Origin of the sequence: Bacillus cereus group sp. RP43 (assembly GCF_040459645.1) — a bacterium.
In the GTDB taxonomy this organism is placed as follows: domain Bacteria; phylum Bacillota; class Bacilli; order Bacillales; family Bacillaceae_G; genus Bacillus_A; species Bacillus_A mycoides_C.
This window is the reverse complement of record NZ_JARVHQ010000001.1, coordinates 180,818-196,316: the sequence shown is the minus strand read 5'-3', so window position 1 is coordinate 196,316 and position 15,499 is coordinate 180,818. Positions and strand designations below refer to the sequence as shown.

Sequence of the window (15,499 nt, the reverse complement as noted above, 5' to 3'; positions counted from 1 at the left end):
ATTCGTCCCTCCTAAGGCCTTACGCCATCATTTTCTTCGCGTTTTCAATAACTTCTTCAATGCTACCTACTAAGCGGAATGCATCTTCTGGAAGGTCATCATATTTTCCTTCTAGAATTTCTTTGAAGCCACTAACTGTATTTTTTACAGGTACATAAGAACCTTTTTGACCTGTAAACTGCTCAGCTACGTGGAAGTTTTGAGATAAGAAGAATTGAATACGACGAGCACGATGTACAACTAACTTATCTTCTTCAGATAACTCATCCATACCTAAGATAGCGATGATATCTTGAAGCTCTTTATAACGCTGTAAAGTTTGCTGTACTTGACGAGCTACTTCATAATGCTCTTCTCCTACGATTTCTGGAGAAAGTGCACGAGATGTAGATGCTAATGGATCTACGGCTGGGTAAATACCCATTTGTGTTAAACGACGCTCTAAGTTTGTTGTTGCATCTAAGTGAGCGAACGTTGTAGCTGGTGCTGGATCCGTATAGTCATCGGCTGGTACATATACCGCTTGGATAGACGTGATAGATCCTTTATTTGTAGATGTAATACGCTCTTGTAATTGACCCATTTCTGTTGCAAGTGTTGGTTGGTAACCTACCGCAGATGGCATACGACCAAGAAGGGCAGATACTTCAGAACCTGCTTGCGTGAAACGGAAGATGTTATCGATGAACAATAGTACGTCTTGTCCTTGCTCATCACGGAAATGCTCAGCCATTGTTAAACCTGTTAATGCAACACGTTGACGTGCTCCAGGTGGCTCATTCATTTGTCCGAATACCATCGCAGTTTTCTTGATTACGCCAGAATCGCTCATTTCATGGTATAAGTCATTACCCTCACGAGTACGCTCACCTACACCAGCGAATACAGAGATACCACCATGCTCTTGTGCGATGTTATTGATTAATTCCTGAATTAATACTGTTTTACCTACACCGGCACCACCGAATAGACCGATCTTACCACCCTTAATGTAAGGAGCAAGTAAGTCTACTACTTTAATACCAGTTTCAAGAATTTCTACTTTAGTAGATAATTCTTCGAATGCAGGTGCTTGACGGTGAATTGGATCACGGTGTACATCCGCAGGAAGTTCACCATCTAAGTCAATTGCATCACCTAATACGTTAAATACACGACCAAGTGTTGCATCACCAACTGGTACAGAGATTGCTTTACCAGTATCTTCTACTTCTGTGCCACGAACAAGTCCATCTGTGGAAGACATTGCAACTGTACGAACTGTGTCATCACCTAAATGAAGTGCAACTTCAAATGTTAAGTTAATGCTTGCTCCGTTTTCGTTGCTTTGTTTTACCGTAAGGGCGTTGTAGATTTCTGGTAGCTTTCCGCCATCAAACTTAACGTCTACAACCGGACCCATGATTTGCGTAACGCGCCCTTTATTCATCGGGTTCCCTCCTAGCTTTCTTTTAATTAGCCAGCTTTCTAAGAGAAGTCGGCTTTTATTTTTTTATTAGTGTAGCTTTCGCAGTTCTCCTGAAAGAACCGCTTCCGCTTTTTATTGAATCTAGCTCCAGCGGTTAGAATGTTCGGTGGCTTCGCTTTTTCCTACGAGGCACAAATCGCCTCTACGTCAAAAGCTCCATCCCCCTCTCATTCTGAACGAACCGCTTCCGCTTTTTAATACTATTCTAACGCTGCTGCTCCACCAACGATTTCCGTAATTTCTTGCGTAATCGCTGCTTGACGCGCACGGTTGAATGAAAGTGTAAGTGAATCGATAACTTCCATTGCGTTGTCTGTAGCACTCTTCATTGCTGTCATACGCGCCGCATGCTCACTTGCTTTACCGTCCAGTAATGCACCGTACACTAAGCTTTCTGCGTATTGTGGCAATAATACTTTTAAAATTTCTTCTTCAGAAGGTTCGAATTCATAAGCTGTCGTCGGTTTGTCAGACGCCACATCAGTAAGCGGCAAAATTTTATTTTCCGTTACTTCTTGTGAAATTTTACTTACGTAATGGTTGTAGTAAATGTACAGCTCATCATAAGCACCATCTGCAAACATCGCAATTGCTCGAGAAGCAAGATCTTTAATATCAGTAAATGATGGGTGGTCAGATAGTCCAACTACTTCATCAATGATGTTAAAGCCGCGACGTTTTAAATAATCACGTCCTAGTCGTCCAAGCACAATAATAGAATATTGGTTTGAATCCATATTATGACGTTCACGAATTACGTTACTAACTGTACGTAATACGTTACTGTTATAACCACCTGCTAGTCCGCGATCCGATGTAATAACGATGTATCCTGTACGCTTTACAGGACGCGCATTTAGCATTGGATGATTAATCCCTTTGCTTCCTTGCGCAATGCTCGCTACTACTTCTTGAATCTTTTCCATATACGGAACGAAAGATTTAGCATTTTGCTCTGCACGGTTTAACTTAGATGCAGATACCATCTCCATCGCTTTCGTAATTTGACTCGTTTTCTTTGTCGAGGTAATCTTCGCTTTTATATCGCGTAAAGATGCCACAGGTTTTCACCACCTTTTTTCCGGAAGTTGGCACGATTAGTAAGAATCCTCTTCCTAATCTACGTTGCAAGATATTCTTGCTCATGATTGAAGGAAAAGAATAGGTGCACCTACTCTTTTCCTTTACATAACCGTCAGCAATCTCAAATCTTGAGATGCCTTATATATATACTATCTAGCCCCAGCGGCTTGAATGCTCGGTGGCTTCACTTCTTCCTACGAGACAAAGACCGTCTCTTCGTCAGAAGCTCCATCCCCCTCACATTCAGAACGAGCCGCTTCCGCTTTTATTATTCAGAAGCTACGAATACTTTTTTAAATCCGTTAATTGCTGCTGCAAATTTGTCGTCATCCGCAAGTTTCTTAGTTGTGCGGATTTCACTTAATAAGTCAGCTGCATTTGAATCTAACCAAGCATGGAATTCTTCTTCGAAACGAGTGATATCTGCTACTGGGATATCATCTAGGAATCCACGTGTTAAAGCGTAAAGAATGATAACTTGTTTCTCTACACGTAACGGTTTGTGTAATCCTTGTTTTAATACCTCAACTGTACGAGCACCACGGTTTAATTTCGCTTGTGTTGCTTTATCAAGGTCAGAACCGAACTGAGCAAACGCTTCTAACTCACGGTAAGATGCAAGGTCAAGACGAAGTGTACCTGATACTTTACTCATCGCTTTAATCTGAGCAGATCCACCAACACGAGATACTGAAGTACCCGCATCGATCGCTGGACGTACGCCAGAGAAGAATAAGTCAGATTGTAAGAAGATCTGTCCGTCCGTAATAGAAATTACGTTTGTTGGGATGTAAGCTGATACGTCCCCTGCTTGTGTTTCGATGAAAGGTAGTGCAGTTAAAGAACCGCCGCCTCTTGCATCACTTAATTTTGCTGCACGCTCTAATAAGCGAGAATGTAAGTAGAATACATCCCCTGGATAAGCTTCACGACCTGGAGGACGACGTAATAGTAATGAAAGCTCACGGTAAGCCGCTGCTTGTTTTGATAAGTCATCATATACTACTAATACGTGTTTACCATTGTACATGAACTCTTCACCCATTGTTACACCAGCGTAAGCAGCTAGGTATAATAATGGAGCTGGTTGAGAAGCTGATGCTGTTACAACGATTGTGTAATCTAATGCACCGTGCTTACGTAGTGTTTCTACTACGTTACGTACTGTTGATTCTTTTTGTCCGATAGCTACATAGATACAAATCATATCTTCATCTTTTTGGTTAATGATTGTATCAAGTGCAACTGCTGTTTTACCTGTTTGGCGGTCACCGATGATTAACTCACGTTGACCACGGCCAATTGGTACAAGAGCATCGATCGCTTTAATACCTGTTTGAAGTGGCTCATGAACAGATTTACGATCCATTACACCTGGTGCTGGACTTTCGATTGGACGAGTGTTTGTTGTATTGATTGGGCCTAAACCATCAACTGGTTGACCTAATGGGTTTACAACACGACCGATTAGTTCTTTTCCTACTGGTACTTGCATGATGCGACCAGTACGACGAACTTCGTCACCTTCACGGATTTCTGTGTAAGGTCCTAAGATAATGATACCTACGTTGTTTTCTTCTAAGTTTTGTGCTAGTCCCATAACGCCGTTAGAGAACTCTACAAGTTCACCAGCCATAACGTTATCAAGACCATGAGCACGCGCGATACCGTCACCAACTTGGATAACTGTACCCACATCACTAACTTCGATTTCAGACTGATAGTTCTCGATTTGTTGCTTTATCAGTGCGCTAATTTCCTCAGCTCTGATGCTCATGTGCTTCACCCCTATCTATTCTTCATTAATTCACGTTGAATACGTGCTAATTTGCCTTGTAAACTTCCGTCATAAATGCGATTTCCAATACGTACTTTAATGCCGCCTAGTAAATCTTCATCTACAACATTTTTCACGCGAATTGCGTCTTTTCCCGTTCTCTTTGCAAATGCTTCAGCAACGTTAAGCTTCTCTTCTTCTGATAGAAGACGAGTAGAATATACAGTTGCATCCGCTACGTTACGTTCTTCATTAGCAAGAACAACATATTCATCTGCAATTTCAGGTAAGATATCAATGCGCTTGTTATCAATTAAAATATATAACGTATTTAAAATAGATTCAGAAACAGATCCGAATACGTTTGCAAGAAACGTTTTCTTCTGCTCTTTTGAAATGTTCGGTTGCGTTAAAAAGCTATGTAGTTCTCCGTTCTTTACATAAACGTTTTGTACAAGGCGTAATTCCTCTTCAAACATTTCTAATACGTGTTTTTCTTTTGCAATTTTAAAAAGAGCGACAGCATAACGTTTTGCTACAATCCCATTGCTCATCGCGCTTCTCCTACTTCTTTAATATAATCGCGAATTAACTTCACTTGATCTTCTTCTTTTAACTCTTTTTCAATTACTTTAGAAGCAATTTGAACAGATAAAGAAGCGACTTGTTCTTGTAAAGCAGCAATCGCTTGCTCTTTTTCGCGTTGAATTTCTTGTACAGCAGATGCTTTAATTGATTCTGCTTCTTCTTTCGCAGCAGCAACAATAACATCTTTTTGATCTACAGCTTGTTTTTTCGCTCTTTCGATTAACTCTTGTGCTTCAACACGCGATTGTTTTAACATTTCACGTTGTTCTTCTACTAATTTCTTCGCTTCAGTGTTACTTCTTTCTGCAGCGTCGATTTCATTAGTAACATGCTCTTCACGTTCTTTCATAATTCCCATTAAAGGACCCCACGCAAATTTGCGTAGCATTACTAATAGAAGTAAGAAAATGAACAATGTATAAGCAATCGTTCCAAATGGAATGGAAGCCCCTAATAATAAAGTTGGCACAAGGATTCACTCCCTTCAAAATATCTAAATTGATCATATGAAAAAAAAAGACATACGTTTCGTTCATAAAGCAATGGCGAAGAAAGTTCAAAAAACACTCTTCGCCATCTATGTAAGGGGAGTCTCCCTTATTTGTTCATTACGATGAAAGCAATAACTACACCGATAATTGGAAGTGCCTCAACTAAAGCAACCCCGATGAACATAATTGTTTGAAGTGCGCCTTTTAATTCTGGTTGACGAGCAACACCTTCGATTGTACGTGATACGATAAGACCGTTACCAATACCTGCACCTAATGCTGATAAACCAATTGCAATTGCAGCTGCGATTACACCTAAACTCATTTAATTTGTCCTCCTTTGTATTATAAAAAAATAAATTTTTTCTTACTTAAATTATATTAATGGTCATGGCTTACTTTATGAGCCATATAAACCATCGTTAACATAACGAAAATAAATGACTGGATTGATCCAACGAATACGCTGAATCCCATCCATGCTAACATCGGTACAAGTGCACCTAATGCTCCAAGGAATGATGCTCCGCCTAACTTAGCAAGTAATCCTAACAGGATTTCACCTGCATAAATGTTACCGAACAGACGAAGACCTAACGTTAATGTGTTAGCAAACTCCTCAATAACCTTTAATGGGAATAAGAATTTCATAGGTTGGAAATAACCTTTAACATATTCTTTCGTACCCTTCATCTTAATTCCATAATAATGGGTGAGGGTAACTACCATCACGGCTAATGTTAATGCAACTGCTGGATCAGACGTTGGTGATCTCCACCATGCAATATGTTCGCCAGCCTCAACTGTTGAATACATGAATGGTAAACCAAGGAAGTTCGATACGATGATAAACATGATAAGCGTAACGCCAAGCGTTAAGAAACGTCCACCTGTTTTCCAGTCCATCGTACTATTGATAATCCCTTTCACGAAGTCAAACACCCATTCCATGAAGTTTTGCATCCCGGTTGGGCGAAGCGCTAAGCTGCGAGTTCCGATAACAGCGATTAAGAAAACAATAACTGCTGCTACAGTAACCATCATAACTGATGACAAATCGAACGTTAAACCTAGAAATTCAACTAATTTACCGTGTTCCACTAGTAATTCACCTCTCTTCCCTGCCCGTATACTCTAAATAAAGAAAATCTATGATCATGACAAGGTATCCTGTCAGCAATCCTACACCTAAGCCCCACATCGCAATTAATTCTTGATATTTGGCTGCAAATAAAATTAATAACCCAATCGTGGCGAATCTTGAATATGTACTTACCGCTGTTGCTTTAAATTTCACGTTTTCTCCATTTGTTACGCGATCCAACAGCTTGTCTGTTCTACGTGCAATGATGCGCAAACTAAGAAAACTGAAAATCGTTCCGATAATCAGCCCAAGAAATACATCCTTGTAAGAGGTGAATCCCCATCCTAGCACTAGAAGCGCAAGCAAGTAGTACATATATTTCTTTTGTCTTTGGACAAGTCCATGTACGTCTATCATCATTGCTCTCCCGAATAGTAATGTCGAATGAGTCGAATCATTGCGTATACCCCTGTTCCTAACCCGAGTAATAACCCTATAATAAGAAACAATGGAAACGTTCCAACCTTATTATCAATCCATTGCCCACCAAAGATTCCAATAAGAATAGAACCAACTAACTGAGCAAGTATTCCTGACATTAAAGCATACGCTTTTATATGGCTGCGATCGTTTTTTTGCAAGGATTCATCCCTCCAATATGTAACCCTCATTCACGATGTGTTAATAATAACTCATTTTTCTGCATAAATTCTATACAAAATAAAAAGTTTACATTTTCGTCACGGAATAGATGTATTTTTGTCACTGAAAGCCCTACCATCTATCCCCGTTGTTAGCATACAATAGGGTATTAACAGTGTCAACGAGAAATCGTAAAAAATCAAAAAATTTGAGTATTAGTCATTTACTCCCAAAAATGAAAACGTTCCCCTTCTAAATACTGGTTAGAGATATGCAATTTCTAACAGTTTTCTCTTTATAATAGAAGGAAATGTTCACAAGTTTGTCACTATTATGTTTTTAAGATATAGCGCTTTCCTTCCATAATATAGTGTTCCCAAGACGTAAGACTTCTATATTATATGTGATGTGTATGCAACTTATGTTGTATAGACCCTGTATATTTACCTCCCCCTCCCCCGCACGCTCAGGGCGAAAAAAAAGACGAGCGGGGACTCCCCTCTCGTCTGTTGTCTTACTTCGTTCCGAATAAACGGTCACCAGCATCACCAAGACCTGGAACTACATAACCATGGTCATTTAGCTTCTCATCTAATGCCGCTACATAAATATCAACATCAGGATGCTCTTCTTGTACTACTTTTACTCCTTCTGGAGCAGCTACGATACACATTAATTTAATTTGCTTTGCACCGCGCTTTTTCAGAGAGTTAATTGCTTCAGCTGCAGAACCACCTGTTGCTAGCATCGGATCTAGTACGATAAAGTCACGCTCTTCTACATCCGTTGGAAGTTTCACATAGTATTCTACCGGTTGTAATGTTTCAGGGTCACGGTATAAACCAACGTGTCCTACTTTTGCTGCTGGAATTAATTTCAAAATTCCATCAACCATTCCTAAACCTGCACGTAAAATCGGAATTAAACCAAGTTTTTTACCAGCGATCACTTTTGTTGTCGCTTTGCTTACAGGCGTTTCAATTTCAATGTCTTGAAGTGGAAGGTCACGAGTAATCTCGAAAGCCATTAAGCTTGCTACTTCGTCCACTAATTCACGAAAATCTTTCGTACCTGTATTCTTATCGCGAATATATGTAATCTTATGTTGAATTAACGGGTGATCAAATACATACAGTTTTCCCATGTGAATCTCTCCTTTAGATGATATTCATGCGTTTACACGCTTTTTTACACTATTTACGATTGTAAAGAAAACGCTACTAATATTCAAGGGCAAATTTGGCAAAATCATGATTTTACGATGAATCTATCTAGTATCTTTACCAATTATGGGAGCTGTATCCTTCATTATATCGCCAAAATTTATTCATCATTTGTATACATACTTTCAAAACAATATATGTCCAAAAAAAGACTACTAAAACAATTACGTTTCAGCAGTCTTTTTCAATCTATTATAGATTTGTATACATTGGGAATTTGCTCGTTAACGCTTCTACACGCTTACTTGCTTCTTCTAATGCAGCTTCATTCTCATGATTTTTTAATGTATAAGCAATAAGTGCTGCAATTTCATCCATTTCTTCTAAGCCGAAACCACGAGATGTTACAGCTGCCGTACCGATACGTACGCCGCTTGTTACAAATGGGCTTGCTGTTTCAAATGGAATTGTATTCTTGTTCACTGTAATACCAACTTCATCTAATACGTGCTCTGCTACTTTACCTGTAATTTCTAAGTTACGAACATCAATCAAGATTAAATGATTGTCTGTTCCACCAGAAACAAGTGTAAGTCCTTCTTTTTGAAGACCTTCAGCTAAGCGGTTCGCATTATTAATGATATTTTGTGCATATGTTTTAAACTCATCTTGTAGTGTCTCACCAAATGCAACAGCTTTTGCAGCAATTACATGCATAAGTGGGCCACCTTGAATACCAGGGAAGATTGATTTATCAATTTGTTTTGCAAATTGCTCTTCACATAAAATCATACCACCACGTGGGCCGCGTAATGTTTTATGTGTTGTTGTTGTAACGAAATGTGCATGTGGTACTGGATTTGGATGTAAGCCGGCAGCTACTAAACCAGCGATATGTGCCATATCAACCATAAAGTATGCACCCACTTCATCTGCAATCTCACGGAATCGTTTGAAATCGATAACACGAGGATATGCACTTGCACCTGCAACGATTAATTTTGGTTTATGTTCTTTCGCTTTTGCTAATACATCATCGTAATTAATACGGTGAGATTCAGCATCCACGCCATACTCTACGAAATTATATTGTACTCCACTGAAGTTAACAGGGCTTCCGTGTGTTAAGTGACCACCATGAGATAAATTCATACCAAGTACTGTATCGCCTTGCTCTAAAATCGTGAAGTATACTGCCATGTTCGCTTGTGCACCAGAATGTGGTTGAACATTTACATGCTCTGCGCCGAAAATTTCTTTCGCGCGATCACGTGCGATATCTTCTACTACGTCTACGTGTTCACAACCACCATAGTAACGTTTTCCAGGATATCCTTCAGCATACTTATTCGTTAAAACAGAACCTTGCGCCTCCATTACTGCTTCACTTACGAAGTTTTCCGAAGCAATTAACTCAATCTTTGAACGCTGTCTTCCTAGTTCTGCCTCAATTGCAGCAAATACCTTTTCATCTTGACGTTTTAAATGATCCACCAAAATCCCCCTTTTCTGAACGAATTACATCAATTCCCAATAGTTTTTTCTCATTTATTCAGAAAAAACGAAAATTCAGGTTGTAATTCTTTCGAACCTTCATGTTTTCAACTACATTCTAACATGACTTTCTATATCATAAAAGAAAAAAAAAGACCAAAATTGGTCTTTTCTTTCTTCTATTATAAAGTCAGACTACATACCTTTTACCTTTCGATATAAAGCTGTTATAAGACTTTATAATTTTTCATGTTTAACGGCAAGGAATAGCTTCTTCGTTTGCCGCATAAGCAGCACGTGCTCCACCTATTAGTTTCCCACGTGTTTTCGCCATCGTTACATGCGCACTTCCTATTTCCTTCACACTTGTACGAACCGGTACAGCTACATGCTTTAAATGCATACCGATAAATGTATCGCCGATATCCATTCCTGCATCTGCTTTAATAAACTCAATTACTACCGGATCTTTAAAATTGTGATACGCATACGTCGCTAATGCACCACCTGCTGATCTAACAGGCGTAACTGTTACAATTTCAAATTGATATTTCATCGCTACATCTCTCTCAACTACTAAAGCACGATTTAAATGCTCACAACATTGAAACGCCAATTCAATACCTGTTCGTTCTTGAAATTGTTTTAATTCAGAAAAAATCGCCTCTGCCACTTCCATCGTTCCTGATGTTCCAATTCTTTCACCTAGCACTTCGCTCGTGCTACACCCCACTACAAAAATTTGGCCACTTTGCAGCGTGGCTTGTTCTTGGAAATCAGAAAGCGACATTTGCAGCTGTTCTCTTACCTTTACGATTTCTGTCATTACGCCTCTTCCTTTCACAGGTTGGTTCACCAAATTATATTTCATACTACTTATAGTTAGAATCTATTACTTTGTTTCGTACGTTTTAATTTTTCCTACGCGGTTTTCGTGACGGCCACCTTCATAGTCAGTTGTTAGCCAAATTTTTGCGATATCACGTGCTAGACCAGCTCCAATTACACGCTCGCCCATTGCTAACATGTTAGTGTCATTATGCTCTCTCGTCGCTTTCGCACTGAAAGTATCATGAACTAATGCACAACGAATACCATTTACTTTGTTTGCTGCGATTGACATACCAATGCCTGTCCCGCAAACTAAAATGCCGCGATCCACTTCACCATTCGCGACCATTTCTGCTGCTGGAAACGCAAAATCAGGGTAATCAACAGAACCAGCTTCACATTCACAACCTAAATCAATATATTCAATATTTAACTCTTCTAATAAACTTACAAGTTCTTTACGGATATTCATACCGCCGTGATCAGATGCTACTACTACTTTCATTTTTACCCCTCCAAAGTTTCAATCAATTATCTTCATTTCACACTCGCTACCTTAATGGAACGAAGTGATCTCCAATATCGTATTATACACGAAACATCAACCTTCTGAATGTTTTTTCAGGAAAGTTTGTACAAGTTTTTCCATCTCTTCTAGCGTTTCTTTATAAATAGAAAGCGATCCGCCAAATGGATCTGAAATATCCTTACTTATACCCTCAGTTAATCCATATAATGTATCCAATTTCTTTTCAACACTCGGATAATGCCCAAGTACAATTTGCTTATGGTTCTCCGTCATTGTTACTACAATATCCGCCCAATCAACCAAAATTTCGTTTACCTGCTGCGCGGCATGATCGATTGCAATTCCTTTTTCAGCTAAAGCTTCCTTTGCATGTACCGACGCATCACTTCCAGGATAGGCGAAAACACCAGCAGATTGCATTTCAAATTTACCTTCTCCGTAATGACGAAGCAAAGCCTCAGCCATCGGACTACGGCATGTATTTCCAGTGCAAACAAATAACACTCGTTTCATCTAAACCCACCCCTTTTTTTCTGTTTCCTACCATTTATCATAGCGTACATTAGAATAGAACAAAAGAAATGTGAATATACGAAAGGCGCATTTCTCTTATATTTTTTCTAAGAAAAATGCGCCTTATCCACATATATGTGAAACCCTATTTCCAAGTGCCCAAAGTATTTTACCATACATGATGAACACACTACAAAACAAAATAAGGAATCCATTTCATACGAAACAGATTCCTTTCATACAATAATTATTTCATTGTAACTTTCATTACTTCTGTTGAACCTTTTGTAGCTGTTACACCTACAGTTGTCTTAATAGAATCAGCTGCATCTGTGTTTGTAATAACGATTGGAGTAATTGTGCTTTTCGCTTTTTCACGAATTAGTTCTAAGTCGAATGAGATTAATTTATCTCCAGCTTTTACAGCTTGTCCTTCAGAAACGTGAGCTTCGAAACCTTCACCTTCCATTTTTACAGTTTCTAATCCAACGTGGATTAAAATTTCTGTACCGTTTTTCGCTTTAATTCCAATAGCATGTTTCGTGTGGAATAATTGTACGATTTCACCATCAACTGGAGATACAACTACACCTTCAGTAGGATCGATTGCAACACCGTCACCCATCATACGACCAGCGAATACTGGATCTGGTACTTCTTCAATATTTTTCACTGCTCCAGTTAATGGAGCTACGATTGTTTCTTCATTTGTTTTTGAACCAAAACCGAATAATTTTTTAAACATAGGATAGTCCTCCTTATAATTTACCTAAAAGTTTATAGGGCAATCTCTATTCAAGATCGAAATACACGTAAGACTTCATACTTCGAATGTTATACTGTAAAAACGCTTTCGAAATAAATTATGCCATTACTACTAGACTCTTATTGTAGCGCCTCACAAAATTCCAGTCAATTCTGATTGTCTGAATAACAATAAGAAGTTAACTTCTACTTATATTTTCTCTTTTTTTCACTTACTTGTCTAGAGGTCTTTACTACATTTTATTTTTTGTTGTTAATTTGTAAAATTTCTTTCAAATTTTTGTTGAAATCCACTTGACTAAAGTAAGTAACTATTTTATCATTACTTACATAAGATAAGTTAATAACTTTTAGGAGGTTTTTTAATGATGGATATCGGTCTTCTTATTATTCGCCTTATTATAGGTATTACATTCATGGGTCATGGTGCTCAAAAATTATTCGGTTGGTTCGGCGGTTATGGCTTAAAAGGAACAGGTGGCTGGATGGAATCAATCGGGTTACGCCCTGGTGTATTCATGGCATTTATGGCTGGCGCAACTGAACTATTAGGTGGTTTCTTATTCGCAGCAGGTATTTTCACTGTAGTTGGTTCATTATTTATCGTAGGAACAATGTTAGTAGCAATCTTCACAGTTCACGGAAAAAATGGTTACTGGGTAACACAAAACGGATTTGAGTATAATTTAATGTTAATCGCTGTTGCAGTTGGTGTAGCTTTAATCGGCCCTGGCGCTTACGTTTTACTTTAATCATTTATCTCTATTTCGAGATATTCACCAGAAAAGAGATTACTTCAATTGAGGTAATCTCTTTTTTACATCATCAAAAAAATATTATTTTCAGCAGGAGATTCCCATTGATATCTTGTAAACAAACAATAAGTATTCATATTTAGAAAGGGGATTACAACATGTTATCCATTAATCCAAACGAACAAACCGAAAAAGATAATTACAAATTACTAACAGGAAGTATTATTCCACGTCCTGTTGCATTCGTTACTTCTGTAACTAAAGATGGTGTATTGAACGGTGCGCCATATAGTTATTTCAATATCGTCGCTGCCAATCCACCACTTATCTCGGTTTCAGTACAACGAAAAGAAGGAAAACCAAAAGACACTTCTCGAAACGCAATCGAAAAAGGGGAATTTGTCATACATATTTCTGATGAATCTTACGTGGAAGCAATTAACGAAACAGCGGCCAACCTACCTCCTAATGAAAGTGAAATCGAATTGGCAAAACTAACACCGATCGACAGTGATGTCATTTCAGTACCAGGGGTGAAAGAAGCAAACATTCGAATGGAATGCGTATTAGAACGCGCTATCCCGCTCGGCGGAACCGAAGACTCTCCAGCTTGTGACCTACTAATTGGCCGCGTCGTCCGCTTCCACGTCGCAGAACACTTATACGAAAACGGCCGAATTCACGCCGAAGAACTAAAACCAATAAGCCGCCTAGCAGGACACAACTACGCAAAACTAGGAGAACAATTTGAATTAGTGAGGCCTATCTAAAAGTGGAAGCGGCTCGCTCAGAATGGGAGGGGGATGGAGCTTCTGACGTAGAGGCGCTTTTTGCCTCGCAGGAAGACGCGAAGCCACCGACCATTCTAGCCGCTGGAACTGGATACAACTAAAAGTGGAGGCGACTCGTCCAGCTCTGACCAGCTAAGGTTCTTTCGCCCTAAAGGCGCTTTTTGCCTTTCGGGCGGAAGGTTCTTAGATGCGAAGAGCTAGTCGCCGGAACTGGATACATCTAAAAGTGGAAGCGGCCCGCTTAGCTCTGACCAGCTAAGGTTCTCTCGCACAAAAGGTGCTTTTTACCTTTAGTGCGGGAGGTTCTTAGACTCAAGGGCCTAGGAGGGGGAGCTGGATACCACCAAAAAGCTCCAGCTTCATCACTCAAACATCCCCCCCGCTGAAAGCGGGGGATTTTTTATCGTAATTCTTCGTTCTTCTCCTCTAATGCCGGGAATTTCTCTTTTTTAGATCTACCAAGCTTTATTACAAAGAAATATAAGGAAAGTAACGTAATAAGGAAAACAATTAAAAACGGGTATGGAGAATAAAAAGTACGTGCTGCCTCCGTTTTTCCTGCAACAAACTTCAATGACTCAATATCTAAAAACTCGGCAAACATTTGTACACCGAGCATACTAAACCAAAAAACAAAAAAACTAATAATAATACCAAAAACTTGCTTCAATCTCGTCATTCATCTCATCCTTTCTATATCTGTAATTTTTAGTGCAATAAATATAGTACAAATAAAATATGCACAGAAAGGAACCATCTCACCATTCACGAATTAACTTAATCCAACCTAACATCGAAATTTGCAAAATAATACCCCAAATTATAAGTCTTCTTAGCCATCGAGGAAAGAAGGTTAAAAACTTAACATACCATTCCAATAGCTTGTTCATAATTCCCTCCTACATAAAATTATATAGGAAAAAGGATATATAATCCAAATCCAACCAGAATGATACCACCTACTATCTCACCATATGTACCGAGCATACCTTTCGCATGTCTACCAATTAATAAACCAATCCACGCTAATAACATGCTAACAAATCCAAACAGCAATATCGTAATAATCGTCTGCGCTCCGTAAATTCCAAGACTAAGACCTACTGAAAAACTATCTATACTGACACCAAATGCAAATACAAATAAACTAATTCCAATTGGAGCAGTTCTAGTCTCTTCCCCTTCTAAAATAGACGAATATACGATATAGAACCCTAGCCCAATTAATAAAATAGCTCCTGCAAAATTTGCGACATCCCCATACCTCTCTGATAGAAAACGTCCTAGTACCATTCCGATAAATGGCATAATAATATGAAATATCCCAATCGTCATACCGATATAAAGGATTTGTCTTAACTTTAATGTCACCATTCCCATACCGAGGCTCACTGAAAATGCATCCATCCCCAGGGCAAATGCCATAATTATTAAAGGTATTAATTGTTCAAGCGTCACTCATATCCCCCCTCGGACGTGCTACTTCACAATATGCTTATCCGAGGAGAAATATTCTGTTTGCTAA

At 38.9% G+C, this 15,499-nt stretch carries 21 protein-coding genes; 2 read left to right on the top strand and 19 right to left on the bottom strand.

Annotated elements, in window-relative coordinates; all coding sequences use genetic code 11:
* Positions 1-19: 19 nt before the first annotated feature.
* The 16 genes from atpD to QCI75_RS00890 form a co-directional block, all read right to left on the bottom strand.
* On the bottom strand, positions 20-1,429 hold the full coding sequence (gene atpD / locus QCI75_RS00965) for a F0F1 ATP synthase subunit beta (RefSeq protein WP_002123794.1): 1,410 nt from the start codon (positions 1,427-1,429) through the stop codon (positions 20-22).
* Between the two features lie 239 nt (positions 1,430-1,668).
* Entirely contained in the window at positions 1,669-2,529 is an 861-nt protein-coding gene (atpG, locus tag QCI75_RS00960) for a F0F1 ATP synthase subunit gamma (RefSeq protein ID WP_000157703.1), read from the bottom strand.
* A gap of 290 nt (positions 2,530-2,819) precedes the next feature.
* The gene (gene atpA / locus QCI75_RS00955) at positions 2,820-4,328 is read right to left on the bottom strand and encodes a F0F1 ATP synthase subunit alpha (protein WP_071717958.1); all 1,509 of its coding nucleotides are present in this window, start codon (positions 4,326-4,328) and stop codon (positions 2,820-2,822) included.
* Positions 4,329-4,339: 11 nt separating this feature from the next.
* Positions 4,340-4,882: a F0F1 ATP synthase subunit delta gene (gene atpH / locus QCI75_RS00950; RefSeq protein WP_000064684.1), complete on the bottom strand. Its 543-nt coding sequence runs from the start codon at positions 4,880-4,882 to the stop codon at positions 4,340-4,342.
* Positions 4,879-5,385, bottom strand: a complete 507-nt coding sequence (gene atpF, locus QCI75_RS00945) for a F0F1 ATP synthase subunit B (RefSeq protein ID WP_144506161.1) — start codon at positions 5,383-5,385, stop codon at positions 4,879-4,881. Before atpF ends, atpH begins: the two co-directional genes overlap by 4 nt.
* Positions 5,386-5,513: 128 nt before the next feature.
* On the bottom strand, positions 5,514-5,732 hold the full coding sequence (atpE, locus tag QCI75_RS00940; RefSeq protein WP_000052064.1) for a F0F1 ATP synthase subunit C: 219 nt from the start codon (positions 5,730-5,732) through the stop codon (positions 5,514-5,516).
* 56 nt (positions 5,733-5,788) lie between these two features.
* Positions 5,789-6,508 carry a F0F1 ATP synthase subunit A gene (atpB, locus tag QCI75_RS00935; RefSeq protein WP_000399874.1) on the bottom strand — a complete coding sequence of 240 codons (720 nt, stop codon included), beginning with the start codon at positions 6,506-6,508 and terminating at the stop codon, positions 5,789-5,791.
* 7 nt (positions 6,509-6,515) lie between these two features.
* The gene (locus QCI75_RS00930; RefSeq protein ID WP_144506160.1) at positions 6,516-6,908 is read right to left on the bottom strand and encodes an ATP synthase subunit I; all 393 of its coding nucleotides are present in this window, start codon (positions 6,906-6,908) and stop codon (positions 6,516-6,518) included.
* A complete protein-coding gene (locus QCI75_RS00925) occupies positions 6,908-7,132 on the bottom strand; it encodes an AtpZ/AtpI family protein (RefSeq protein ID WP_001171219.1) in 225 nt (74 codons plus the stop codon). Before QCI75_RS00925 ends, QCI75_RS00930 begins: the two co-directional genes overlap by 1 nt.
* 26 nt (positions 7,133-7,158) lie before the next feature.
* Positions 7,159-7,272 carry a DUF4024 domain-containing protein gene (locus tag QCI75_RS00920; RefSeq protein ID WP_033712414.1) on the bottom strand — a complete coding sequence of 38 codons (114 nt, stop codon included), beginning with the start codon at positions 7,270-7,272 and terminating at the stop codon, positions 7,159-7,161.
* A 375-nt stretch (positions 7,273-7,647) separates the two neighbouring features.
* Positions 7,648-8,277: a uracil phosphoribosyltransferase gene (gene upp / locus QCI75_RS00915; protein WP_098775787.1), complete on the bottom strand. Its 630-nt coding sequence runs from the start codon at positions 8,275-8,277 to the stop codon at positions 7,648-7,650.
* Between the two features lie 271 nt (positions 8,278-8,548).
* Positions 8,549-9,790 carry a serine hydroxymethyltransferase gene (gene glyA / locus QCI75_RS00910; protein ID WP_141535361.1) on the bottom strand — a complete coding sequence of 414 codons (1,242 nt, stop codon included), beginning with the start codon at positions 9,788-9,790 and terminating at the stop codon, positions 8,549-8,551.
* Positions 9,791-10,043: 253 nt separating this feature from the next.
* Positions 10,044-10,616 (bottom strand): TIGR01440 family protein, encoded by a 573-nt coding sequence (locus QCI75_RS00905; RefSeq protein WP_353759840.1) that lies wholly within the window; start codon positions 10,614-10,616, stop codon positions 10,044-10,046.
* A 66-nt stretch (positions 10,617-10,682) separates the two neighbouring features.
* Positions 10,683-11,126, bottom strand: a complete 444-nt coding sequence (gene rpiB / locus QCI75_RS00900; RefSeq protein WP_000869917.1) for a ribose 5-phosphate isomerase B — start codon at positions 11,124-11,126, stop codon at positions 10,683-10,685.
* A 96-nt stretch (positions 11,127-11,222) separates the two neighbouring features.
* Complete coding sequence (locus QCI75_RS00895; protein WP_353759839.1) at positions 11,223-11,663, bottom strand: low molecular weight protein arginine phosphatase; 441 nt, start codon at positions 11,661-11,663, stop codon at positions 11,223-11,225.
* Positions 11,664-11,910: 247 nt separating this feature from the next.
* Positions 11,911-12,408 carry a PTS sugar transporter subunit IIA gene (locus QCI75_RS00890; protein WP_353759838.1) on the bottom strand — a complete coding sequence of 166 codons (498 nt, stop codon included), beginning with the start codon at positions 12,406-12,408 and terminating at the stop codon, positions 11,911-11,913.
* A gap of 385 nt (positions 12,409-12,793) precedes the next feature.
* On the opposite strand from QCI75_RS00890, the gene QCI75_RS00885 reads away from it, so the two are divergent.
* Positions 12,794-13,180 carry a DoxX family protein gene (locus QCI75_RS00885; RefSeq protein ID WP_002144734.1) on the top strand — a complete coding sequence of 129 codons (387 nt, stop codon included), beginning with the start codon at positions 12,794-12,796 and terminating at the stop codon, positions 13,178-13,180.
* Positions 13,181-13,341: 161 nt separating this feature from the next.
* Positions 13,342-13,953: a flavin reductase family protein gene (locus QCI75_RS00880; protein ID WP_353759837.1), complete on the top strand. Its 612-nt coding sequence runs from the start codon at positions 13,342-13,344 to the stop codon at positions 13,951-13,953.
* Positions 13,954-14,374: 421 nt separating this feature from the next.
* Here the strand turns inward: QCI75_RS00880 and QCI75_RS00875 are convergent, their stop codons facing one another.
* The 3 genes from QCI75_RS00875 to QCI75_RS00865 form a co-directional block, all read right to left on the bottom strand.
* A complete protein-coding gene (locus QCI75_RS00875; RefSeq protein ID WP_064476103.1) occupies positions 14,375-14,653 on the bottom strand; it encodes a DUF3935 domain-containing protein in 279 nt (92 codons plus the stop codon).
* 79 nt (positions 14,654-14,732) lie between these two features.
* Positions 14,733-14,864 (bottom strand): hypothetical protein, encoded by a 132-nt coding sequence (locus QCI75_RS00870; RefSeq protein ID WP_001037634.1) that lies wholly within the window; start codon positions 14,862-14,864, stop codon positions 14,733-14,735.
* 19 nt (positions 14,865-14,883) lie between these two features.
* A complete protein-coding gene (locus tag QCI75_RS00865) occupies positions 14,884-15,432 on the bottom strand; it encodes a manganese efflux pump MntP (RefSeq protein ID WP_071744062.1) in 549 nt (182 codons plus the stop codon).
* Between the last annotated feature and the right edge of the window lie 67 nt (positions 15,433-15,499).